Here is a 24,591-nt window from a genome sequence, read left to right as displayed (position 1 = left end):
CCCGTCCGCCGCTAGGTTGCTTCGGAAGCAAGCTTCCAAAACAACCCCGCTCGACTTGCATGTATTAGGCACGCCGCCAGCGTTCGTCCTGAGCCAGGATCAAACTCTCCAATAAAGTTGGACGTCCGTCGTCCGAAGGCGATGACAATCCAGTTGGAATAAGCTGATTAAGCTCATTTTGAATCTGACGAGATCAGATTTGCATCTGACTCTATTATTTAGATTTCACTTCCGTGAAACCCGCTCACTCGTTGTTCAGTTTTCAAAGATCAACTTCATTTTTCGTGTGTCGCCGTTGTTTCAGCGGCAACTCTTATAATATAACACTTGCTGCGAACAATTGCAAGAGTTTTTTAAAAAAATATTATCGAGCTTCTAAAGCTCAACTCCAGCAGCTATCGCTGCAGCAAGGTATACTATATCCTATTTCCTATCTAAAAAGCAAGCCTAGGAAATAACTTCCTCGATATGCAGGCTAGTATTCTGCATCAAGTTAATAATTTCGCCATTTACCGATACCATAGGCCGAGTAGGATGATTGCGGTCGGAGAATATAATTTCCCCTGTTTTGCCATTGCTGAGGCGCACTCTCATACCATTATGGAACTGGGTTACCTTCTCCACGAAGGTTTGTACGATACTCGGATCAAGCTTGCCGAATGCCTCGGTTTTTAACTGCTCCAGCACTAGATAAGGCGATTGGGCTTTACGATATTTGCGATTCAAGGTCATGGCATGGAATATGTCCGCTACCGCTACGATTCTCGCATATATGTGAATTTTATCGCCCGACAAGTGGAAAGGATATCCCGTCCCATCCATTTTCTCGTGATGCTGCAGCGCAGTGAGGCGTACTCCCTCATTGATAGCTGACGTTTTCCGAAGCAGCTGATATCCATATGTCGTATGCATGCGCATTTCCTCGGCCTCGCTCCCGGAGAGGGAATTCGGGCTATACAGAATAAGCGGATCGATCTTTGTATTCCCGATATCGTGCAGCAGACCGGCAAAAGCGACCTGCATCCAATCCTTTTGCGGGAGGCCATGCCACTGGGCGATCAGATAAGATGTCATCGAGGAGAGGATGGCATTATGGTACAGGTAATCATATTCATTCATATTTCGCGGCGTAAACGTCAATACTTTATAATGCTTCAGTTGGCTGATCAGGGCTTCTAACTGACGTCGTAGCTCGTAGATCGGCAGTTCGGCGGCCAATACGGACTGAAATGCTGTCTTCGTTAAATGAAGCATCCGGTCGTACTCCTGGTGCAGCGAGCTGTTCACCGTATCATAAACCTCTACAGTTGCAGAAGCGGAGGCTGTGGATGCGGCCCTCCCCGATTTGGTCGTCAATGACGCAGGAGCGGCAGCCTTAGATTCATTTGCCGGATGGAAAGGTTCTTCGATTTCTACCGTTATAATCATAAAAGCGCGCAATATATCCAAATCCCTCGGCAACAGCACTTTCCCTTTTTGCAATAATAGACCGCCCAAGGGACTGTATACGTTGCTTGCAATTTTTAACCCGGGCTTTAGTTCTGTCACAGGGATCTTATTCATAACACAATCTCTCCTCAACTCTTCTACTTTATAGGATATACTCCCTATGTGTTTGATAAGAATTACTGAAAAAATAGTACTATTGTCATTATAGTATGGCTGTATTGCCCTAAACAATCTCCTTTTCATAAAGATATCTAAAAATATTAATTATTTTAATTTTATGCGTAACAAAATAAGGCTTCTGAGTCAAATTATCAAAAGGAGGAGCTAAACGGGGCAGATCGGCATACACTATCGCTATGTCATTACCTGTAAAGAGATACAGAGGCTCGGAGAATAGGGTCGGGAAGCTTCTATTTCAAACTATTATAGTGTACATGAAAGTTAAAAAAGCAGAGGCAGAAAATAATAAAAGAAGCGGCGCCCCATCGGGTGCCGCTTCTTCTAATGTGCTGCTAGAAATTATCCGTTTATTCTTCTGACGAATCCGTATCGGCCTCGGCATGGGTCCCATCCATCTCTTCTTGATGTCCGCCGTCAGCCGTTTCCTGGCTTAAAATGCCCTCCGAACTCTCACCGTTCTCTGAATCCTCATGCTCCTGATCTTCGCTCTTATCCGAACGGCAGACCGTAGCTACGGCGTCATCCTCGCGAATATTGATCAGCTTCACGCCCTGCGTATTACGCCCCATGGTAGATATGCCTTCCATGCTCGTACGAATGAGCGTGCCGCTGCTTGTAATAATCATTAGGTCCTCATCGTTCTTGACTACCTTCAGGCCGACGACCGGACCGTTCTTCTCCGTAACGTTGATCGTCTTGATCCCTTTACCGCCGCGGCTCTGAATCCGATACTCAGAGACAGGGGTACGCTTGCCGTAGCCCTTCGTCGTCACGATCAGAATATCCTGGTCAGCAACGATAACATCCATGCCGATCAGCTTATCGCCCTCATCGAGCGTGATCCCTTTTACCCCGGTTGCCGCTCTGCCCATTGAGCGAACGTCGCTTTCCGGGAAACGGATGGACATCCCTTGAGCGGTACCCATGATGACCTCTTGCTCGCCGTCTGTTAGCCTTACATCGATTAATGTATCATCATCCCGCAAATTCACGGCGATGAGTCCGCCTTTGCGAATATTGATGTAATCCTCCAGCGGCGTCTTCTTGACGATCCCTTGGCGCGTCGCGAAGAACAGGTACTTGTCCTCATCGAATTTCTCTACCGGAATAACCGCATTGACGGTTTCTCCCTGTTCGATTTGGATCAGGTTGATGATCGGCGTCCCGCGCGCGGTCCGGCCAAGCTCCGGAATTTCATAAGCCTTCAGGCGATACGCCTTGCCCCGGTCCGTAAAGAACATCAAGTAATGATGCGTATTCGTTACGAACAGATGTTCTACGAAGTCATTGTCCTTCGTATCCATGCCCACGACCCCCCGTCCGCCGCGTTTCTGGCTGCGATAGGTGGTTAATGGCAGGCGCTTGATATAGCCGGTGTGCGTAATCGTAATAACGACTTCCTCTTGAGGAATCAAGTCCTCATCCAGAATGCTCTCTTCACCGATCGTAATTTCCGTGCGACGCGGATCCGCGAAGCGCTCACGAATTTCTTGAAGCTCGTCGCTGATGATCTGCAGAACGAGCGACTCGTTCGCAAGAATCTCGCGATATTCAGCGATTTTCAGAAGAAGCTCATTATACTCTTCCTCGATCTTCTCGCGCTCCAAACCTGTCAGGCGCTGCAGACGCATATCAAGAATTGCTTGCGCTTGCTCCTGGCTAAGCCCAAATCGCTCCATTAACCCCGTACGGGCAATTTCCGTCGTTCGCGATCCGCGAATCAGGGCGATGACCTCATCCAGATGATCGAGAGCAATTCGCAATCCTTCCAGAATATGAGCCCGCGCTTCCGCTTTCCTTAGCTCAAATTCCGTCCGGCGGCGAATAACTTCTACTTGGTGCTGCAAATAATGCTGAAGAACTTCCTTGAGCGTCAGAATCTTCGGCTCATTATTTACAATCGCAAGCATGTTAATGCCGAAGGTACTCTGCAAGGAGGTATGCTTATATAAATTGTTCAGCACGACATTCGGATTAACGTCTCGGCGAAGCTCGATCACTACGCGCATTCCGTTACGGTCTGATTCGTCCCGCAAATCGGTAATCCCGTCAATCCTCTTCTCGCGGACAAGCTCGGCGATCTTCTCAACGAGTCTGGCCTTATTCACCTGATAAGGAAGCTCGTCCACAATGATGCGTGCCTTGTTATTATTCTCTTCAATCGTGGTTCTGGCTCTCATGGTAACGGAGCCTCGACCTGTAGTATAGGCCTGGCGGATGCCAGAGCGCCCTATAATATAACCTGCCGTCGGAAAATCCGGGCCTTGAATATATTCCATCAGCTCGAGCGAATCAATATCCGGGTTCTTGATCATCGCTTGAACCCCATCGATTACCTCGCCTAGATTATGCGGCGGAATATTCGTAGCCATCCCTACTGCGATTCCGGATACGCCGTTGACGAGCAGATTCGGATATCGTGCGGGAAGCACAACCGGTTCATGCTCTTCACCGTCATAGTTCGGCATGAAATCAATAGTTTCTTTATTGATATCGCGCAGCATCTCCATAGCAATCTTGGACAAGCGCGCTTCCGTATATCGCATTGCCGCAGCAAAGTCACCGTCGATAGAACCGAAGTTGCCGTGACCTTCTACAAGCATATAACGCATTGAGAAATCCTGAGCCATGCGAACCATCGTCTCGTATACTGCGGAATCCCCGTGCGGGTGATACTTACCAATAACTTCGCCGACGATTCTGGCCGACTTCTTGAATGGCTTATCGGGATACATCCCAAGCTCGGACATCGCATACAAGATACGGCGATGCACCGGCTTCAAACCATCCCTCACATCTGGCAGAGCACGGCTGACAATAATGCTCATCGCATAATCCATAAAGGATTCGCGCATTTCCACATTAATGTCCCGATCTATGATTTGCGAAAATTTTTCTTCCGCCATGCTGGACCTCCTTCAAATTCTATCCAAATGCCTATGTTCGGGAAAACCTTGAAAACCGGTAAGCCACTAGTGCTTATTATATTACTTTCACAAATTAAGCACAATTAAACGTATTTGATTTCCCGGTTATCTTCCCGAAAAGCACCTTAAAAAATGGGGATGTGTCCACTCCCATTATTACCTCCGCTCATATACTACGGATATAGGCATTTTCTTTACACGCCAAACGAACTATCAAGATTTCTACATCACTTAATTATATCATTTTTTATCTCTTCTGTCCTATGTTTTCATCTTTGAAGAAAATGTACAACAACAGCTCAGGAAAGGAAGGAAAGAGACTTGGCGATTCAGCGTATTGCAAGCAAGTGGGAAAAAACCAAAGCCCTGAACAAGAGAGAGCATATATTGCCGTATATTCCTGACACCCGGGTATATTCCCTTGCTCATCTACAAGACATGTTAAACGAATACGGAATGGTGTACATCAAGCCAGACTGCGGAACCTATGGCATTGGCGTCATGTGCGCGGAACTAGAGAAAGATGACATCGACGAGAATGCAGGGCCTTTGTTCAAACTGAACTTCGGAACACAGAGCGAAGTCCATCCGACCGTAGAAGAGCTCCATAAATCCATTAAAGAGAAGATTGGCGCCAAGACATATTTAATTCAAAAGGGCATTACGTTATTAACCTACAGGCGGCGTAAATTTGATCTCCGGGCCCTGGTGCAAAAAACGCCTCATAACACCTGGGAGACGACCGCCTTCATCGGCCGTGTCGCTGCACCGCAAAAAATCGTAACAAATCACCATAGCGGAGGGACAGCTCTGCCGATCGAGGAATTGCTGGGCCCGCATCTGTCTCCTTCGCAATTTTCCGCTTTATACAAAGAAATGAAAACGCTCGGGGTTCAAGTTGCCTCGCAGCTGTCGCGCAAATATCCCCGCCTTAAAGAAATTGGCCTCGATCTGGCGATTGACGAACAGTATCGCATCTGGATATTGGAGGTCAATACGAAGCCCGCGCTTTTCCCTTTTAAGTGGCTGCAGGACAAAAGCATTTATAAAAAGGTGCGCCGGTACGCGGTGGCCTACGGAAGGCTGAAATCTGCAAAGTAGCAATAAATGACCGCTAAATGGCCGCATCAGATGCTATCAAAAAAAGGTGCCGTCCGCTATAAGACAGCACCTTCTTGTATTAAATATCCAAATTCGTCACGTACTTGGCGTGCTCGTGAATGAAATCGCGCCGCGGCTCAACGTTGTCGCCCATGAGCGTATCGAAGATCGCATCCGCCTGGATTGCATCGGAGATGGACACCTGCTGCATCGTGCGGCTCTCGGGATCCATCGTCGTCTCCCACAGCTGCTCGGCATTCATCTCGCCAAGACCTTTATAGCGCTGCACATTAAATTTGGCATTCTCGCCGAATTCCGCGATGATTTCATCGCGCTCCCGCTCGGAGCCGGCATAACGCACGACCTTGTTGCGTTCGATCTTGAAGAGCGGTGGTTGTGCGATATAGATGTAACCAGCTTCGATCAGCTTCCGCATGTAGCGGAAGAAGAAGGTCAGAAGCAGCGTGCGGATATGCGCGCCGTCCACGTCAGCATCAGTCATGATAATCACTTTGTGGTAACGGGCTTTGGAAATATCGAACTCCTCGCCGATCCCCGTCCCGAGCGCCGTAATGATCGCCCGGATCTCCGCATTGCCGAGAATACGGTCAAGCCGCGCCTTCTCTACGTTGAGGATTTTACCGCGAAGCGGCAGGATCGCTTGGAAATGGCGATCCCGTCCTTGCTTGGCCGATCCTCCCGCAGAGTCCCCTTCGACGATATACAGCTCGCTGATCGATGCATCCTTGGAGGAGCAGTCCGCAAGTTTCCCCGGCAGTGCACTGACCTCAAGCGCGCTCTTGCGGCGCGTCAGCTCCCGGGCTTTACGGGCAGCCTCCCGCGCCCGGGAGGCCTGGAGCGCCTTCTCCAGAACCCGGCGGGATACAGCAGGATTCTCCTCCATGAATTCCTGCAGCTTCTCCGCGAATAACGACTCGACGATCCCTCGAACCTCGCTGTTTCCAAGCTTCGTCTTCGTCTGTCCCTCGAACTGAGGCTCGGGGATTTTAACGGAAATGATCGCCGTCAGCCCCTCGCGCACATCGTCGCCGGTCAAATTGGAATCGTTGTCCTTAATCATATTGTTCTTGCGGGCGTAATCATTGATAATCCGGGTCAAAGCGCTCTTAAATCCGGATTCATGCGTCCCGCCTTCATGCGTGTTGATATTGTTGGCAAAGGAATGAATATTCTCGGTATAGCTGTCGTTGTACTGCAGCGCTACCTCGACGACGATCATATCGCGCTGTCCTTCAACATAAATCGGCTCCTCATGAAGGACTTCCCTGTTCTGGTTCAAATATTTCACGTATTCGATAATGCCGCCCTCATAATGGAACCGCTCGGATTGTCCTGTCCGCTCATCCGTCAAAGACAGATTGATGCCTTTGTTCAAGAAGGCCAGCTCGCGAATTCGGGTCAACAGAATATTATAATCGTATACCGTAGTTTCCGTGAACACCTCTGGATCCGGATAGAACGTTGTCTTCGTGCCGGTGTGCTCGCCCGCTTCGCCGACAATGCGGAGATCGTACTGCGGCACGCCGCGGTGATACTCTTGCATATATACATGGCCGTCCCGGCGCACCTGAACGATCATCTTCGAGGATAGGGCATTTACGACGGATACGCCAACCCCATGCAGACCGCCGGATACCTTATAGCCTCCACCGCCGAATTTCCCGCCAGCATGCAGGACGGTCATGACAACCTCCAGCGTGGAGCGCTTCATTTTGGGATGCTCCCCCACAGGTATGCCGCGGCCATTGTCCGTGACGGTGATGCTGTTATCCTGATGGATCGTTACATCGATCGTATCTGCATAACCGGCAAGCGCTTCGTCAATACTATTGTCCACGACTTCCCATACCAGATGGTGCAATCCCCGTGAACTGGTTGAACCAATGTACATACCGGGCCGTTTACGAACGGCCTCCAGGCCTTCGAGCACCTGTATCTGACTCTCGTCATACGATTGTTCGTTCATCGACATGCCTTCTTTCACCTACTTCTATAGATTCAAATCCCCGGTTTGCGGGCAGTTAAATAGCGAGGGATATGTTTGCTTTCTTCTTGAGCGTGGCAGAAGAAATCGGCGAATAATAGACCATAGATTTCGTAACTACGATTGACTTGGCTTCTTCCTCCCCGATGCGCTGTACGTTCTTCTCCTTGATCGCGTGACTAACAAACTGCTTGGAAATCTTCGAGGACCTCTCAATCGAAATGTCGAAGATGGCTACCAGCTCAGAAGAGAGGATCACCTTTTCGCCACCTAAGTGAATGTACATCTCTTTCCTCCGCTCATTTATGAATTGACTTGTCCTTCGTGCACGTGAAAAATGCTGGCGTCCTGCAGCCGGCTCGCGTTGATCGTCTCCACGCCCGTTGCCGTTATGAACGTCTGCACTTTACTCTGAAAAGTCTCGATCAATTGAGTTTGCCGATAGGGATCAAGCTCAGACAGCACATCATCCAGCAGAAGGATCGGATACTCTCCGATCTCCTCGTGAATCAGCTCGATCTCTGCTAATTTTAGCGACAATGCCGTGGTTCTCTGCTGTCCCTGGGAACCATACACCTGGGCCTCGTTCCCGTTGATATGGAACGCCAAATCATCGCGGTGCGGCCCAGAAAGCGTCATGCCACGGCGTATTTCCTGATCTCTCATTTGTGATAACTTTATCATAAATTGCTCCATTAGGACAGCTTCATCTTCTTCCTCGGCCTCTCCGAAGGAAGGCAAATAGGATAATTCCAGCTTTTCGAGGCCTCCAGTAATGCCTTCGTGAATCTGCTCCGCCCATTTTTGCAGCTTTCTTATAAATTGTTTCCTTCTTTTGATAATTTTAACACCATGCTCCGCAAGCTGCTCATTCCAAATCTCCAGCATTGTCCCCATTTCCGGTCCGGCCCCGAAAGCCTGCTTCAACAGATTGTTTCTCTGCATTAGCACCTTCTGGTATTGCTGAAGATGGAACAGGTAGCTTGGCTGAACCTGGCCGATCTCCATATCAAGGAACCGCCGGCGAATCCCCGGCGTTCCCTTGACGATCTCCAGATCCTCCGGAGCGAACATGACGACGTTCAAAGCACCGATGAAGTCGCTGAGCTTCCGCTGCTCCAGACTGTTCAGCTTGGCCCTTTTGCCCTGCTGGGATAAGCGGAGCTCCAGGCTCAGCGTGCCGTATTTCTTCTCTACCTCGGCGGCAATGACCGCATGATCGCTGCCGAAGGCGATCAGCTCCTTGTCCTTGGCAGTCCGGTGCGATTTGGTCAAGGCCAGCACGAAAAGAGATTCCAGCAAATTGGTCTTTCCCTGCGCATTGCGGCCGATCAGCAAGTTGACATTGCCGAAGTCCTTCAGCTCAAGCGTCTTATAGTTCCGGTAATGCTCCAATCTTAAATGGTTCACATACATGCGGTCCTAAGCCCCCTTCCTTCCCGCTGCCCCATATGAATGAATATGGCATGCAGTCAAGGGACTTTATTGCTTGGCAACCTGAAACACGCCGCATCCTTCTACGTCCACCGTATCTCCAGGATACAGCTTGCGGCCCCGCCGGTCCTCCGGTTCGCCATTCACCTTAACGGCTTCCTCCTGCAGAAGCGCCTTGGCCATGCCCCCCGTAGGCACACAATCCGCCAGCTTAAGAAATTGATCCAGCTTAATGTATTCGGTCGATATTCCGACTGTCTTCATGGATAGCTTCTTCCTTTCTCCTTATCGTGCCCGGCATTTATGGATGCCTAGCTGCGTAAACCGATTAGTTCGTGGTGCGGTAAGGGAGGATGAGATACAGGCTTTGGCTGTCATCCAGCGGTTTAATAATAATTGGACTCATCGCGCCCGTAAAACCGATATGCAGCTGCTGGCTCTCGACCACCTTCAGTACATCAAGCATATATTTCGAGTTAAACGAAATACGCAGCGGATCCCCTTCGAACTTAGCGACCTCGAGTTGTTCTGTTACCTTTCCGAGCTCCGACGAGCTGGAGGAGATTTCAATCGTTCCGTCCTCCATCGTTTGCAGGCGGACAATATTCGTTTTCTCTTCACGGGAGAGCAAATAAGCCCGGTCGATGGAATCCGCTAATTTTTTCGTATCCAGGACGAGTTCTGTTTTATAGGTTGTCGGGATAATCTTGGAGGTATCCGGGTATGTGCCATCCAAAATACGGGTATAGAACAAAATCCGGTCGATTTTGAACAGTACTTGATTGTCTGCAACAACAATTTCGATCATGGTGTTCTGGTCAGGAATGATTTTGCTGAGCTCGTTCAGCGTTTTACCGGAAATCACGATATTGCTGAAGCGAATATCATCGGCATCAGCCAATACTGCTGTGCGGCTGGCTAGGCGATGCCGGTCAGTAGCAACGAATTTGAAATGATTGTCGCTTAAGTTCCACAGTATTCCGGTCAGAATCGGCGATGTTTCATTGGTCGAAATGGAGAATGCTGTTTGCTTGATCATATTCTTGAGCAGGTCGCCCGGGATCATAATGATTTGATCCTCTTCAATGCTTGGAAGCACTGGAAATTCCTCTGGATCAAGCCCAACCATTTGGATATCGGTGGAGCCGGAGCGGATTAAGGTTTGAAAGCCGTCCTTGACCTCCATTTCGATCTCTTGAGAAGGCAGCTTCTTAATAATTTCCACGAAAAACTTAGCCGGCAGAACGACGCTGCCTGGACGTTCGATTTGAACGATTTGTTTGTCGTGATCCTCAGCCGGGATAAAGGCCTGAATTGAAATATCGGTATCGCTGGCGGTTAAGGTCATGCCTTGGAAATTTACCTCCAGTTTGATGCCTGTCAATATGGGAATCGTTGTCCGGCTGGAAATCGCCTTGGAAACGTGTTGAATAGATTCGTTTAATTCATGTTTAAGAATGCGGATTTTCATAATTTCAACTCCTAACAAAATTTTATGTAGCTAGTCAGGTCATAAAAGTTGTTCTTGAGGCATATATTCCAATTATATCGACAAAAAGCGGGCGAGTATTTCACCGTACCTCGGTAGAACGAAGTTGTGCTTGGTCCCTTGCGGCTTAAAGCCGCTTATATATGATGATATATCTTTATAAAAATAATAGAAGAAGTAGTAGGGGCATTGAATATGTGGATAACACCCTTAATTATATGAAATGAAGCCTATCCACATGTGCATAGAATGTGCATAGGCTCAAAGCTTATTCAGGATAGATTTTTAATTTTTTCAATCAGGTTATTCACAATTTTGTATAATTCCTGGTCGGTTTTCAAGGCTTGGGATATTTTGTCATGGGCATGGATGACGGTTGTATGGTCTCGCCCGCCAAAGGCATCGCCGATCTTCGGCAATGAGAAATCAGTAAGCTCGCGCGATAAATACATGGCGATTTGCCGTGGAAAGGCGATTGCTTTCGTTCGTTTGCGCGCTTTGAAATCTTCGATTTTCAAATTATAGTATTCGCCGACTTTTTGCTGAATGTCTTGAATGGTAATCATTTTGGGACGACTGGATGGGATGATGTCTTTCAATGCTTCAGCGGCCAGATGAGTAGTCACGTCCTGGTTAATCAGGGAAGAGTAGGCTACGACTCGAATTAACGCTCCTTCAAGCTCCCTAATGTTCGTATCGATCTGATTGGCGATATACATCATCGCTTCGTTCGGAATATCCAAATTCTCGGCTTTGGCCTTCTTGCGCAAAATCGCGATCCGCGTCTCCAGATCCGGAGGCTGAATATCGGTAATCAATCCCCATTCGAACCGCGATCTCAGCCGTTCCTCCAGTGTAGGAATTTCTTTAGGCGGCCGGTCACTGGAAATAATGATCTGCTTGCGCTCTTCATGCAGAGCGTTGAAGGTATGGAAGAATTCCTCCTGTGTAGATTCCTTGCCCGCCAAAAATTGAATGTCATCAATAAGCAGGATGTCGATATTCCGGTATTTGTTGCGGAAGCTCTCCGCCCTGTTGTCTCGGATCGAGTTGATGAATTCATTCGTGAATTTCTCGGAAGAGATGTAAACCACCTTGCTGCTGGGGCTATGCTCCAGGATGTAATGGCCGATGGCATGCATCAGGTGGGTCTTGCCCAATCCGACGCCTCCATATAGGAATAGCGGGTTATAAGCCCGCGCGGGCGCTTCGGCAACAGCTAGCGAGGCGGCATGGGCGAACCGGTTGCCGGAACCGATGACAAAGGTGTCGAACGTATATTTCGGGTTCAGCATATGGGAAATCGGTTCTTCTACCGCCACTGGAGCGGGCGTCTCCTTCTGCTTCTGAGTCTGCTCAGCCGGAGCCGATTCTTCAATCACAAAAGAAACATCGACCTGCTTGTCGAGATATTCATATACAGTTGTAGCTACCAGCTTGGTGTACCGGCTCTCCAGCCATTCAACGGCAAATGTAGTCGGGGCGGATATGACGATTGAATCGTCGGTGAGGGACACTACCTTCGTTGCCTTGAACCAGGTGTCGAAGCTGGGTTTGCTCAGCTTGGTATTAATGATTGATAAGATATGCTGCCATATTTCGGAGGTATGGCTGTCCACAGACTGTCACTCCTTTTAAATCTTACATTTGTGGCTTGAGCCATGCAGAACGAGTCGAAAAAAAGCATAAATAAAGGGGACTATTATCCCCATTGGTCAGAAGGCTATAATAATTATAAACGTGGATAATTTAAAATTGTTCACAATGTTATCCACAGGTTGTTGATAATTATGTTGTTAACATCTAGATATTCACAACAAAAGCAATCTAATCATAGCAAAATAAGCCTTGTATTTCAATGTTCCGCACCAAATTATCCACAAATTCAATAACTTGTGTATAATTTTAATTCACACCACTACATATTGTTTATAAATTGTTTAGTATTCGACATAATGAGTGAATTATCGCTAAAAATTATGCACAGGTTGTTAAATAAAAGGTTGGAATTTGTGGAATCAATTTCTTGGGGAGGTTTGTGAATAACTCCGATTGCTCCTCGCTTGGGGCGAGCTATTGGAAAATAATAAAAAGGGAATGAGCGGGGGGTCTGACTCATTCCCTTTTTGATGTTTTGTTTTGCTAGTTAGAAGGGGGTGGAGGTAAATTTCTTTGGAAAGAGGCGATGGCCTCGTAATCTTCCTCCAGCTTGCGGGAAATTCGGATATAGATAGGAAGCAGCTCCTTATATACGGCTGCATGCTCTTTATTAGGCGAATGCTCATGCATGCCGCCGATCATTTCCTTAACGACGTCGAATGACTCGATTTTACCGAGAGCATATAGACCGAGAATTACAGCTCCCAGGCAGGAGCTTTCGATGCTTTCGGGGATAACGACCTTCTGGTCAAAAATATCGGCCATCATCTGCCGCCATAATGGAGAGCGGGCGAAGCCGCCGGTAGCCTGGAGCTTGCGCGGTTGTCCGATCTGTTCCTCCATGGCGAGCAGAACGGTATACAAGTTGTAGATGACGCCTTCTAATACAGAGCGGATCATATGCTCCTTCTGATGGTGTAGCGTAAGGCCGAAGAAGGAGCCGCGAACGTTCGGATTCCACAGCGGAGCCCGCTCCCCGGATAAAAACGGGTGAAAGAGCAGTCCATCTGATCCCGGTCTGACCCGTTCGGCGATTTTGGTAAGGACATCATAAGGGCTGATGCCCAGCCGATTGGCCGTTTCGATTTCCGAGGCTGCGAATTGATCGCGTACCCAGCGGAAAATGACGCCGCCATTGTTGACAGCACCGCCAATGACCCAATGCTTGTCTGTCAGCGCATAGCAGAAGATCCGCCCCTTCGGATCGAACACGGGCTGATCCACAACGGTGCGAATCGCTCCGCTAGTGCCGATGGTGACGGCCACTACTCCGGGGTCAATCGCATCGACGCCGAGATTCGACAACACTCCGTCGCTTGCGCCGACAACGAACGGGGTAGAGGAGGAGAGGCCCATCTCCCGGGCATAGGCCTCCGATAGCCCCTGGATCGTATGCGTAGTAGGCACGATCGCGGAGAGGCGATCCGGCGTAATCCCCGCCAGGTCCAGCGCTTCGGCATCCCAGTCCAGCCGGCGCAAATCCAGCATTCCTGTGGCCGAGGCGATGGAATAATCCACAATATATTGATCGAACAGCTTCTTAAACACGTACTCTTTAATAGAAATGAATTTATCAGCGGCCTGGAATATTTCCGGCATATCATGACGAAGCCACATCAGCTTCGTCAGCGGCGACATCGGGTGAATCGGTGTTCCGGTACGCATATAGATCTCATGGCCGCCAAGCTCGTTCTTCAGCTTGTCGGACCAAGGCTGGCTGCGGTTGTCCGCCCAGGTTAAGCAGCGCATGAGCGGGTTGCCTTCGCGGTCAACCGGAATCAGGCTGTGCATTGCCGAGCTGAACGAGACGAACATGATTTGATCGGGAGGGACCTGGCTGTCCGCCATGATTTGCTTAACGGATTGTACGACAGCTGCGAAAATTTCCTCCGGATCCTGCTCCGCGACCGAAGCGGATGGGGTATAGAGGGGGTACCCCTCATTGCCGGTAGCCACAATCCGGCCGTTCTGCTCGAATAAAACGGCTTTGGTGCTGGTTGTTCCTATATCTATACCAATCATATATAAGGGATGTTCCATGACTAATACCTACCCTCTAATTTTTAATGATTTTGAAGCCGGGAACCTGCATCTTTTAATACCCCTACGAAAAAATTGGCTATATAATGAAAGATTCCATGATGAATGTCATTAAGCTCAACAAGTAAGATCGGTTTATTATGATTGAGGCAGGCTGGCCTGTAAGGTCCGCCGGGAATCTGCGAAATATTCCTCGATTCCCGACTGAATAAGGGATTTGTCCCGGGTCTGCAGGCTGCTTACCAGCTTGCGATGCTTGTTGATCACGTATTTGGCCTGATCCTCGCTGCGGGAGAGCACTTCCTCATTCGTGATCAGCATGACCGTAAGGACGATGGGGCGGATGCTTGCCCATAAATGCATGATTCTCGCATGCTGCGATGCCTCGATCATCGTCTCGTGGAAGCGGATATCCTGGGAGGTGAACTCTACGTAATCCTGATGCTTTGCTGCGAGCTCCATTTTGTCGATCGTCTGCTCCATCTGGGACACGAGATCTGTCGGTTTCGTCAGATCCGGCTGCTGCCAGGCGAAGCTTTCGATCAGGTAACGGACGTCGTATAGCTCGAGAATATCTTTCAGATGAAGGCCAACGACGACCGCTCCCATCCGCTGCAAGGTAATAAGGCCTTCGGCGGATAGCGTTCTCAGCGCTTCGCGCACCGGAGAACGGCTCGTCCCGAAATCGGCGGCGATGCGGTTCTCGGACAAGATTTCACCGGCTGTAATTTGCCCCCGGATAATTTGCAAGCGAAGTTGGCTGGCGATGGATTCGCCGAGTGAATTTCCTTTTAACCAGGCAGCTGGATATTTCATGATACATAACTCCTTGTCTTGAAAGAGAGAATTTCCATAGTAAGCGTTTGAATAACGCCGGACCTTTTCATCATAGCACGGTTTTCATGAAGCGGGAATTGCCGCAGGGATAAGGCGAATCCATGCCAAGATGATACTGCTCAGGCAGTATGTCTATTGCTGGCCGGCGGATACTACCGCATGTCCACCGAACTCGTTGCGAAGCGCTGCTACTACTTTACCGTGGAAGGCGTCCTGGTCGAGAGAGCGGTAACGCATAAATAGGGACAGGGCGATAACCGGGGCGCTTGCCTGCAGGTCCAGAGCGGTTTCGACCGTCCATTTGCCTTCCCCGGAAGAGTGCATGATGCCGCGGATATGATCCAGCTTGGGATCCTTGGAAAAAGCCTGCTCCGTAAGCTCCATCAGCCAGCCGCGGATGACCGAGCCGTTCGACCAGACTTTGGCAACCTTTTCGTAATCGAAATTGAACTCGCTTTTGTCCAGCAGCTCGAAGCCCTCGGCGATCGCTTGCATCATCCCGTATTCGATCCCGTTATGCACCATTTTAAGAAAGTGGCCGCTGCCGGCTTTGCCTGCGTACAGATAGCCGTTCTCGACGGCAATGTCTTTAAAGATCGGTTCAATTTTGCGGAAAATAGCCTCGTCGCCGCCGACCATGAAGCAGGCTCCATACTGCGCTCCTTCCACTCCGCCCGAAGTGCCTACGTCAAAAAAGTGAACTCCTTGCTGCGACAGCCTGTCGGCCAGCTTGAGGGAGTTTTTATAGTGAGAGTTCCCTCCATCGATGACAATATCGTCCGGATTCAGCAGGGGAGTTAATGCAGTGATAGTGGATTCCAGGGGATCGCCGGCTGGAACCATGATCCAAAGGATGCGCGGGGTTTCCAGGAAAGCGATCATTTCCTCCAAGCTGGCTGCAGGGATTGCTCCGCTGCCCGCTGCTTTGCTGCCCGCCTGCTCGTTTACATCGTAGACTACGACTTCATGCTCATGCCGCAGCAGGTTTAGCACCAGATTATAACCCATTTTGCCAAGACCGATCATGCCTAGTTTCATTGTTGTAATTGCTCCCTTCCTCGGTTGGTATACTTGTATACAACTATGATCTAGATTATACTTCTGCATTTGTATGGATGTAAACCTAATTTAGAAATAGTTTTCCACATGTGCATAACTATTATGCGGAGATATGATAAATATGAACCTGTGGACAAGGCGTATCCGGTAATTTTTAAGCCTGGGGATTGTGCATAGTTTAAATTTGGGCGTCCTACTAAAAATGATGATAAAAAGAAATGCCGGGCCCGGTTGACTTTAATCGGGGTTTTATGGTTAAATGAAAAAAGGCATTTTCTGTGGATAATGAAAATGGTGAATATAGAAGTTTAGTCCTGTGAGGGGGGTGCAATAGATGAAACCGACTTTCAAACCGAATGTGAGCAAACGTAAAAAGGTTCACGGTTTCCGTAAGAGAATGAGCACGAAAAATGGCCGTAAAGTTCTGGCTGCTCGTCGTCAAAAAGGCAGAAAAGTACTTAGTGCATAAATGACTGCGTGAAGACCACTACGGTGGTCTTTTTTTAAGATTATAGAATTTGCGATTTCAGCGGAAGCTGAACGATTCTATAATTGTAGGAAAAACTACCGCCAATCACGGACGTCTTCCTTGAAAAAGATGCGTCGACAGACGATTTTTTATAAATGACCGGGGTGGGCGATCTCCCTGATGATTCCGTATGCGCTGAATTGATGAGAAGTAAGGTAGTGAAATATGTTGCTGGTTAATGCCCCCTGCAGTGAAGGTTCCGCTTTTTCGTTTCCGTCCCTAGGTTATGGTACCGCATGATATTTGCCGGAAGTGATTTTGAAGCGCACTAGCTGCGGGTTATTTTTGTTTTTGCTGCAATGATAATGGCATGCCTGAAGGAATTTGGCCTTGCAAGAACAATTGGTGTACAAGGTGCTGGGAGCTCAGCGGCAAGTTCATGGACTGAGCAGAGCACCATTTGTCTTGGCATGGCGATGAACGTTATGATTTTCACGTGTGTAGCAATATGTTACGTATGCAGGAGTATGTTAAATAGAAGCATGTAAGCAGGAATATGAAATTATGTTAACGGGACACCTATTTTAATATGAGGTTTACCGTTTTTGGCGTTGGTTTATAATACAAAGAAAGCGAAGCCCTGCATTGTCCTAAAGCGGCGTGGGGTTCAAAGCAAGGAGATTATCGTGCATAAGAAGCTGCGATTAAGGAACCGGGCTGATTTCAGCCGAGTGTACCGGTTTGGGAAGTCTTTTGCGAACCGCCAGCTTGTCGTCTATTGGTCGAACAAACCGGAGGTGGAACGATTTCGGCTTGGCGTCTCGGCCAGCAAGAAGATCGGAAACGCGGTCGTCCGCAACCGGATGCGCCGGTTGATTAAAGAGATTGTCAGGCTGCATGAATCGAAGATCAGGGATCATGTTGATATTATTTTCATCGTGCGGAAAGGCGCTGTCGGGATGGAATATCAAGAATTGGAGAAAAGCGTGCTTCATGCTCTGCGCAAAGCCTCGCTGCTCAAGCCTTCCAGACCGTAAGGATGCTTGTTTATTTGTCTTTTTAAATATGTTATGATTTACGATGAATGGATAGGTTTAAGAGAGGGGTTTTGAAGTGTCGCGTTTTAAGAACAACAGAAGCAAGTGGCTTCTCCTCATTTTAGCGATCGGTCTGGTTGTCGTGCTTGCCGGTTGCGGACAAGTTACGAATAATGCCACGACGACTGAAAATATGCGTAATAGCGGTTCCTGGTGGACAGCGAACGTCGTTTATTACTTCTCGCTTGCTTTGGATACGTTTGCGGACTGGTTCGGCGGGGAGTATGGATTGGCGATTCTCCTTCTTACCATTATTGTGCGTACGCTGATTTTGCCGCTGACGCTCAAGCAGGTCAAGAGCTCGAAAGCGATGCAAGCCATTCAGCCAGAATTAACGAAGATTAAGGAAAAGTATAAAGATAATCCGGAAATGCAGCAGCAAGAGACGATGAAGCTGTTTCAGGAGCATGGCGTTAATCCGATGGCCGGCTGTTTTCCGTTATTGATTCAAATGCCGGTGTTCATCGCGCTATATAATTCGATCTACAATAACTCGGCGATTTCTACACATTCATTTTTGTGGCTGCAGCTCGGAGAACCGGACAAGCTGTTCATTCTTCCGGTTATTGCGGCATTAACGACATACATTCAAACGAAAATGATGTCGAGCATGAACCCGGCAGGCATGCAAGGACCTATGCAGTTCATGATGCTGGTCTACCCTGTGTTGATATTCATCATGGCTTACAACTTCCCTGCAGCACTCCCTCTATACTGGGTGTACAGTAACCTATATACGATTGCGCAAAACTATTTCATTTATCGCAAGAAAGAGCCTGTTGTTGCTGCAGCTAGTAATGACGGGGGCGGTACGAAGTCGAAAAAGGGCGGTTCCAATTTAAAAGCCGGTCATCCCGGTAAAGGAGCCAAGGAGGCCAAAAAGTCGAAATGAATAAAATTGTGACGTCGGGAAAAACCGTTGAAGAAGCTGTAAAACAAGGATTGGCCAAGCTCGGCACTACCGAGGATAAAGTCGCCGTGAATGTGTTGGAGCAGCCGTCAAAAGGATTCCTGGGGCTGATCGGTGTCAAGGATGCCAAGGTGGAACTGACCTTGCTGAAAGAGACCCCTTCAGAACCGCTTCAAGGAAGTCGTTCGAGCCATACTGTTCCTGCAGCTGCTCTAGAGGATGAAGTTAGGGACGAACGGAATCCTTACGAGGAGGCGGCGTCATTTGTTCGCGACGTCGGCGAGAACATGGGTCTTCAGGTAAATGTGGAAATCGAGCATAAGAAGGATAATACCGTCTTGAATATTTCCGGCAATGATTTGGGGCTTTTGATCGGGCGGAGAGGACAAACCCTCGATGCTCTGCAATATTTGGCGAATATTATCGCTAACCGTTATTCCGATAGCTTCGTTCGTATCGTGCTTGATGCGGAGAATTTCCGGGAACGCCGGAGAAAGACGCTCGAGGATTTGGCCGTCAGGCTTGCTGGCCGGGTGGTTCGCACCCGCAAAGAGCTAGCGCTTGAACCGATGTCGCCGCAAGAGCGCAAAGTGATTCATTCCAAACTTCAGGATCACCCGGAGGTTAAGACCTACAGCAAAGGTGAGGAGCCTAACCGGCGTGTGGTGATCGCCCTGAAGCAGAGCAAATGAATGGGGACGCAATGACGTTGTTTCGGCAAATGTCATTGCGTCTTGTTTTTGTCTCAACCCTCCCAAACCCTCCCTTACCGTAAGGGAGGGCTCCCAGGGCTTGCAGCCCTCGGGACTCCCGCAAACTGGAGTAACGTTAGAGGTGCAGAGGCGCTCCTGCCCGCTGTCCCCTTCGGGGATGCGCTCTACTTACGGTGCGTGGCACGCTTTACCCCCTTCGGGTACGTCTTACTTTTGGAGCTCCTGGGCAACCTGAAAACACGCTGCAGGCACTTCTGCTGTCGGCGCACCCGAGTTGGGTAAGTGGGAGGGAGTCGCTTACGCCCTATCGGGCACGCTTTACTACGGCGCTCCTGCGGGGCGAGGGAGTGGGGTTGGTGGTGAATGAGTTGGTGCGTGCAAGGAGGAACTGTCCCTTCGGGATGCGCTTAGGTTGGTACGGGAATTATAGTGGTTGAATGTGGTTTTGCTCAGAGATGTGGCGAGATTGTGCGGGACAAATATCAGTAGGTGAAGAGCAGCAGAGCAGGCCGTTTGAATTCGGAGAAGCGGTAGCGGTCGCCTTTGTCAGCGGATTATAACCTCTTACGAATTTATCAAATCATAATAATCTGGTGACAACAGCGATCGGAGGATCAAACGGAATGCCGAGCGGTTTATGTTTTCACCACGTTTTTAGCTCGTCCACTGTTCTATGTTACGACAAGCAAATTTTATTCTATAAATTATGAGGTGAGTTAAAACATGTTGAGCGATACAATCGCTGCCATATCGACGGCAGTAGGTGAGAGTGGAATTGCGGTAATCCGGGTCAGCGGTCCGGAGGCGATTGCTGAAGTGGGAGCATTGTTTCGTTCCAAGAAGCCGCTGACGGAGGCAGAGAGCCATACGGTACATTATGGCTTCATCATTCATCCGAAGACGCAGGAGAAGCTGGAAGAGGTGCTGGTCTCCGTGTTCCGCGCACCCCGTTCGTTCACGACGGAAGACGTCGTGGAGATCAGCACGCATGGCGGGATCATTTCCGTGAAACGGGTAATGGATCTGCTTCTGCTGCAGCCTAATATTCGCCTGGCAGAGCCAGGGGAATTTACGAAGCGGGCGTTCTTGAATGGACGGATCGATTTGTCGCAGGCGGAGGCGGTCATCGACTTGATTCGTTCGAAGTCGGATCGGGCGTTCTCCCTAGCTTTGAAGCAGGTGGAAGGCGAGCTGTCTCGTAAAATCACGGCGCTGCGACATACGTTGGTGGAGACGCTGGCGCATATCGAGGTCAATATCGACTATCCGGAGCATGATGTGGAATCGATGACGACACAGTTCATCAAGACAAAATGCACGGAAGTGACGGAGGGCATCAACCAGCTGCTGAAGACGGCCAACCAGGGTAAAATTTTGCGGGAAGGCATAACGACGGCGATTGTGGGGCGGCCTAATGTCGGTAAATCCTCGCTGATGAATGCCTTAGCCAGAGAGAATAAGGCGATCGTCACTGACATTCCAGGCACCACTCGCGATGTGATTGAGGAGTACGTGACGATTAACAATATTCCGCTGAAGCTGCTGGATACGGCGGGCATTCGTGAAACGATTGACGTTGTTGAGCAAATTGGGGTGGAAAGGTCTCGTGCTGCGGTGCATGAAGCGGATCTGATCCTGCTTGTGTTGAACAACGCCGAGCTGCTGCATGAGGACGAGATCCATCTGATGGAGCAGCTGAGAGGCCGGCAGACGATCGTACTGATTAACAAAATCGATCTGCCTGCGCAGTTGAATAGAGAGGTTATAAGCCGTTATTTCCCGGAGGAAGCGATCGTGGAGCTGTCTGTGAAGACGGAAGAAGGGCTAGATCATCTAGAGGATGCGATCTCGAAGCTGTTTTTTGGCGGTCAGTTGGAATCCGGGGATTTGACCTATGTCAGCAATGTGCGCCATATCGCACTGTTGAACAAGGCGAAGCAATCGCTCGCAGATGCTTACGAAGCTGCAGATGCAGGCATCCCGATTGATATTCTGCAAATCGATGTTCGGCTGGCATGGGAGCAGCTGGGCGAGGTCATCGGAGATGCTGCGCCGGATGCGCTGATCGATCAAATTTTCTCCCAATTTTGTCTGGGAAAATAAGATCGCGTACGTATGGACAGCGTTCATTCATGGTATGATGAAAAAGAACGTTTTGAGTCATTTAATTTTTAATTAATTGTCGTTACTCTACTATATAATCACGGAATTCAAAGGGGGTTTTAGGATGGGATTTGAAGCAGCAGAATACGATGTCATCGTCGTTGGTGCTGGACATGCCGGCAGTGAATCTGCCCTGGCTGCGGCACGCATGGGCTGTAAAACATTGCTGGTCACAATTAACCTGGATATGGTGGCATTCATGCCGTGCAATCCTTCTATCGGAGGGCCGGCCAAAGGTCATGTAGTCAGGGAAGTGGATGCCATCGGCGGTGAAATGGGCCGCAATATCGATAAAACTTTCATCCAAATGCGTATGCTGAATACGGGGAAAGGCCCGGCGGTTCACGCGCTGCGCGCACAAGCGGACAAGGTGCTGTACCAGCATACGATGAAGGAGACGCTGGAGAAGCAGGACAATTTGACTCTGCGTCAGGGCATGGTCGAGGATTTGATCGTGGAGGACGGCAAGTGCGTGGGTGTCATTACCCAATCGGGAGCAAGGTACCGCAGCAAAGCAGTTGTCTTGACAACAGGGACTTATTTGCGCGGTAAAATCATCATGGGCGAGCTGGCCTACGAGAGCGGGCCGAACAACCAGCAGCCTGCTGTAACGCTGTCCCATAGCTTGAAGAAGCTTGGCTTCGAGCTCGTTCGCTTCAAGACGGGAACGCCGCCGCGCGTTCACCGGGATACGATTGATTTCTCTCAGACGGAGATCCAGCCTGGGGATGAGAATCTTAAATTTTTCTCGTATGAGACGAAAAGCTCGGATAATGAGCAGCTGCCGTGCTGGCTGACTTACACTTCACCGGAGACGCATGAAATCATTAATGCGAATTTGCATCGCGCGCCGATGTTCTCCGGCATCATTGAAGGAACAGGGGCCCGGTATTGTCCATCCATCGAGGACAAAATTGTTCGATTCGCCGATAAGCCGCAGCATCAGGTATTCCTGGAGCCGGAAGGCAAGAATACCGCAGAATACTATGTTCAAGGACTATCGACGAGTATGCCTGAAGAGGTGCAGGAGCAAATCGTGCGCTCGGTTCCTGGCCTGCAAAATGCCAAAATCATGCGCAACGGGTACGCGATCGAATACGATGTCATCGTTCCGACGCAGCTGTGGCCGACGATGGAGACGAAGCAGCTTCCCGGCTTGTTTACGGCGGGACAAATCAATGGTACATCAGGCTATGAAGAAGCCGCAGCCCAAGGGGTTATGGCGGGAATTAACGCCGCCCGCAAGGTGCAGGGCAAGGAGGGCATCGTGCTGGATCGCTCTCAAGGATACATCGGGGTGCTGATCGACGATTTGGTAACCAAAGGCACGAATGAGCCGTACCGTCTGCTGACCTCGCGTGCAGAATACCGTTTGCTGCTTCGCCACGATAACGCGGATTTGAGGCTGACACAAATCGGCTATGAGATCGGCCTGATCTCACCGGAGCGTTATGCGGCATTCCTGGACAAGAAGGAGAAGGTGGAGCAGGAGGTAGAGCGTCTGCGCACGACGAAGGTTCGTCCGGCGGATATCAACCCTCTATTGGAATCGATCGGGTCAGCACCGATTCAGGATGGCAGTCATTTGCTGGCGATTTTGCGCCGACCAGAGGTGACCTACGCACATATTCATCAGTTCTCTCCAGCTGAGGTTGAATTGGATGAGGAGATGAGGGAGCAGGTCGAAATTCAAGTGAAGTATGCCGGATATATCGAGAAGCAGCTTCTTCATGTTGAAAAATTGAAAAAAATGGAAAAAAAACGATTGCCTGAGAATATCAAATACGAAGATATTCAAGGCTTGGCCATCGAAGCACGTCAAAAGCTGGCTAAGATTCGCCCGCTTTCTATCGGCCAAGCATCGCGAATTTCCGGAGTATCGCCGGCTGATATCTCCATTTTGCTCGTCTATTTGGAACATTATAATCGGGTTACCGCCGCAGGAGGATAAGTGATTGGATCAAGTACAATCTCATTTTCTATCACTGCTCCGCGACCATGAAATAGAGATCAGCGCGGAGCAGTTAACCCAGTTCGAAATTTATTTCAAGGAATTAGTGGCTTGGAACGAAAAAATGAACCTGACGGGGATTACCGAACGTGAGCAGGTTTATGTGAAGCATTTTTATGATTCGCTTACCCTCTCATTTTTTGTGAATATGAAGGATATTCATACTTTGGCTGACATCGGGTCTGGAGCAGGATTTCCTGGCATTCCCCTGAAAATTTGTTTCCCTCATTTGAAGCTGACGATTGTAGACTCGCTGAACAAGCGAATTCTATTCTTGCAAAATATCGTGGATCAATTATCGTTGGATGGCGTAGAACTCATACACGGAAGGGCAGAGGATATTGCTCGTAAGACACAGTACCGTGATCAATTTGACTTAGTCACGGCCCGTGCTGTTGCCCGGATGGCTGTGCTCAATGAATTTTGCCTTCCTTTCGTTAAGGTCGGCGGCGTTTTTGCCGCAATGAAGGGAAGCGATCCGCGAGAAGAAGTGGAGGAAGCAGCACGCAGCTTAAAGGTGCTTCACGGCAGACTTACTGGCAATCATCACCTCACCTTGCCGTTGGATGATTCCGCCCGCCATATTATTCTGGTCGAGAAAGCCGGAGCTACTCCGAAGGCCTACCCTCGAAAGGCAGGAACGCCTTTAAAATCACCAATTGTTTAGTATAATGATTCGAATTATTTGAGTAGTTTCAGATCCTTTTAGCATAATGTTCCACGTGAAACAATTATGCTGAGGGATCTCTTACTCATGTAAGCCCATCTAGAAAAAATGCTAAATAAGAGAATAGGATTATAGAGAAAAAAGTGGTAGAATAGATATATCGATCATCAATTACCCGATGTTAGTTGATTTCTGCTTTATTTGCAGTATTCTAAATGTGCTTGCTTTAAATTCATGCAAGAATACTGCTCGTAGAAACTCACATGAAATACTACCAGTTATGAGATGATTCACCTTGGAAGCTATACATAGGTGATCGGTTTTCTCGATGGGGGCTATTTCACCATTACTGTGCAGCGTTCCCCTTGTCTTGAGAAAAAC

General features: G+C 49.0%; 19 protein-coding genes and 1 rRNA gene. 8 read left to right on the top strand and 12 right to left on the bottom strand.

Annotated features, from left to right (window positions below; all coding sequences use genetic code 11):
• From BN2762_RS07875 to gyrA, 3 genes are all read right to left on the bottom strand, one after another.
• Nucleotides 1–115: ribosomal RNA gene (locus BN2762_RS07875) — 16S ribosomal RNA — on the bottom strand; the annotation flags it as partial.
• A gap of 332 nt (nucleotides 116–447) precedes the next feature.
• Nucleotides 448–1,563, bottom strand: coding sequence for an HD-GYP domain-containing protein (locus BN2762_RS07870; protein WP_055106452.1), 1,116 nt, complete (start codon nucleotides 1,561–1,563; stop codon nucleotides 448–450).
• Between the two features lie 413 nt (nucleotides 1,564–1,976).
• Nucleotides 1,977–4,535, bottom strand: coding sequence for a DNA gyrase subunit A (gene gyrA, locus BN2762_RS07860; RefSeq protein ID WP_055106450.1), 2,559 nt, complete (start codon nucleotides 4,533–4,535; stop codon nucleotides 1,977–1,979).
• A 342-nt stretch (nucleotides 4,536–4,877) separates the two neighbouring features.
• Here gyrA and BN2762_RS07855 point away from each other — a divergent pair, with 342 nt between their 5' ends.
• Nucleotides 4,878–5,657: a YheC/YheD family protein gene (locus BN2762_RS07855; RefSeq protein ID WP_055106449.1), complete on the top strand. Its 780-nt coding sequence runs from the start codon at nucleotides 4,878–4,880 to the stop codon at nucleotides 5,655–5,657.
• Between the two features lie 79 nt (nucleotides 5,658–5,736).
• On the opposite strand, the gene gyrB is transcribed toward BN2762_RS07855, so the two are convergent.
• The 9 genes from gyrB to gnd form a co-directional block, all read right to left on the bottom strand.
• Complete coding sequence (gene gyrB, locus BN2762_RS07850; protein ID WP_055106448.1) at nucleotides 5,737–7,650, bottom strand: DNA topoisomerase (ATP-hydrolyzing) subunit B; 1,914 nt, start codon at nucleotides 7,648–7,650, stop codon at nucleotides 5,737–5,739.
• A gap of 49 nt (nucleotides 7,651–7,699) precedes the next feature.
• Entirely contained in the window at nucleotides 7,700–7,948 is a 249-nt protein-coding gene (gene remB, locus BN2762_RS07845) for an extracellular matrix regulator RemB (RefSeq protein WP_055106447.1), read from the bottom strand.
• A 17-nt stretch (nucleotides 7,949–7,965) separates the two neighbouring features.
• Nucleotides 7,966–9,078, bottom strand: a complete 1,113-nt coding sequence (recF, locus tag BN2762_RS07840; protein ID WP_055106446.1) for a DNA replication/repair protein RecF — start codon at nucleotides 9,076–9,078, stop codon at nucleotides 7,966–7,968.
• Nucleotides 9,079–9,144: 66 nt separating this feature from the next.
• Nucleotides 9,145–9,360 carry a S4 domain-containing protein YaaA gene (gene yaaA, locus BN2762_RS07835; RefSeq protein WP_055106445.1) on the bottom strand — a complete coding sequence of 72 codons (216 nt, stop codon included), beginning with the start codon at nucleotides 9,358–9,360 and terminating at the stop codon, nucleotides 9,145–9,147.
• Between the two features lie 64 nt (nucleotides 9,361–9,424).
• Nucleotides 9,425–10,567 (bottom strand): DNA polymerase III subunit beta, encoded by a 1,143-nt coding sequence (dnaN, locus tag BN2762_RS07830; RefSeq protein WP_055106444.1) that lies wholly within the window; start codon nucleotides 10,565–10,567, stop codon nucleotides 9,425–9,427.
• 290 nt (nucleotides 10,568–10,857) lie between these two features.
• Nucleotides 10,858–12,204: a chromosomal replication initiator protein DnaA gene (dnaA, locus tag BN2762_RS07825; protein ID WP_055106443.1), complete on the bottom strand. Its 1,347-nt coding sequence runs from the start codon at nucleotides 12,202–12,204 to the stop codon at nucleotides 10,858–10,860.
• A gap of 523 nt (nucleotides 12,205–12,727) precedes the next feature.
• Nucleotides 12,728–14,266, bottom strand: a complete 1,539-nt coding sequence (gene gntK, locus BN2762_RS07820; RefSeq protein WP_230202454.1) for a gluconokinase — start codon at nucleotides 14,264–14,266, stop codon at nucleotides 12,728–12,730.
• 156 nt (nucleotides 14,267–14,422) lie between these two features.
• Nucleotides 14,423–15,100 carry a GntR family transcriptional regulator gene (locus BN2762_RS07815; protein WP_055106441.1) on the bottom strand — a complete coding sequence of 226 codons (678 nt, stop codon included), beginning with the start codon at nucleotides 15,098–15,100 and terminating at the stop codon, nucleotides 14,423–14,425.
• A 153-nt stretch (nucleotides 15,101–15,253) separates the two neighbouring features.
• On the bottom strand, nucleotides 15,254–16,159 hold the full coding sequence (gene gnd, locus BN2762_RS07810) for a phosphogluconate dehydrogenase (NAD(+)-dependent, decarboxylating) (RefSeq protein ID WP_055106440.1): 906 nt from the start codon (nucleotides 16,157–16,159) through the stop codon (nucleotides 15,254–15,256).
• A 355-nt stretch (nucleotides 16,160–16,514) separates the two neighbouring features.
• Between gnd and rpmH the strand changes: the two genes are divergently transcribed.
• From rpmH to rsmG, 7 genes are all read left to right on the top strand, one after another.
• Nucleotides 16,515–16,649: a 50S ribosomal protein L34 gene (gene rpmH / locus BN2762_RS07805; RefSeq protein ID WP_040735642.1), complete on the top strand. Its 135-nt coding sequence runs from the start codon at nucleotides 16,515–16,517 to the stop codon at nucleotides 16,647–16,649.
• Nucleotides 16,650–17,335: 686 nt separating this feature from the next.
• Nucleotides 17,336–17,686, top strand: a complete 351-nt coding sequence (rnpA, locus tag BN2762_RS07800; protein ID WP_055106490.1) for a ribonuclease P protein component — start codon at nucleotides 17,336–17,338, stop codon at nucleotides 17,684–17,686.
• A gap of 76 nt (nucleotides 17,687–17,762) precedes the next feature.
• Nucleotides 17,763–18,638 (top strand): YidC/Oxa1 family membrane protein insertase, encoded by an 876-nt coding sequence (locus BN2762_RS07795; protein WP_055106439.1) that lies wholly within the window; start codon nucleotides 17,763–17,765, stop codon nucleotides 18,636–18,638.
• Entirely contained in the window at nucleotides 18,635–19,348 is a 714-nt protein-coding gene (jag, locus tag BN2762_RS07790) for an RNA-binding cell elongation regulator Jag/EloR (RefSeq protein WP_055106438.1), read from the top strand. The genes BN2762_RS07795 and jag overlap by 4 nt, the downstream gene beginning before the upstream one ends.
• Nucleotides 19,349–20,092: 744 nt before the next feature.
• The gene (mnmE, locus tag BN2762_RS07785; protein WP_055106437.1) at nucleotides 20,093–21,472 is read left to right on the top strand and encodes a tRNA uridine-5-carboxymethylaminomethyl(34) synthesis GTPase MnmE; all 1,380 of its coding nucleotides are present in this window, start codon (nucleotides 20,093–20,095) and stop codon (nucleotides 21,470–21,472) included.
• A 124-nt stretch (nucleotides 21,473–21,596) separates the two neighbouring features.
• A complete protein-coding gene (gene mnmG, locus BN2762_RS07780; RefSeq protein WP_055106436.1) occupies nucleotides 21,597–23,483 on the top strand; it encodes a tRNA uridine-5-carboxymethylaminomethyl(34) synthesis enzyme MnmG in 1,887 nt (628 codons plus the stop codon).
• Between the two features lie 4 nt (nucleotides 23,484–23,487).
• Nucleotides 23,488–24,210 (top strand): 16S rRNA (guanine(527)-N(7))-methyltransferase RsmG, encoded by a 723-nt coding sequence (gene rsmG / locus BN2762_RS07775; protein WP_055106435.1) that lies wholly within the window; start codon nucleotides 23,488–23,490, stop codon nucleotides 24,208–24,210.
• Nucleotides 24,211–24,591: the final 381 nt, after the last annotated feature.

Origin of the sequence: Paenibacillus ihumii, from assembly GCF_001403875.1 — a bacterium.
GTDB lineage: Bacteria > Bacillota > Bacilli > Paenibacillales > Paenibacillaceae > Fontibacillus > Fontibacillus ihumii.
This window is presented reverse-complemented; position numbering and strand designations above follow the sequence as displayed.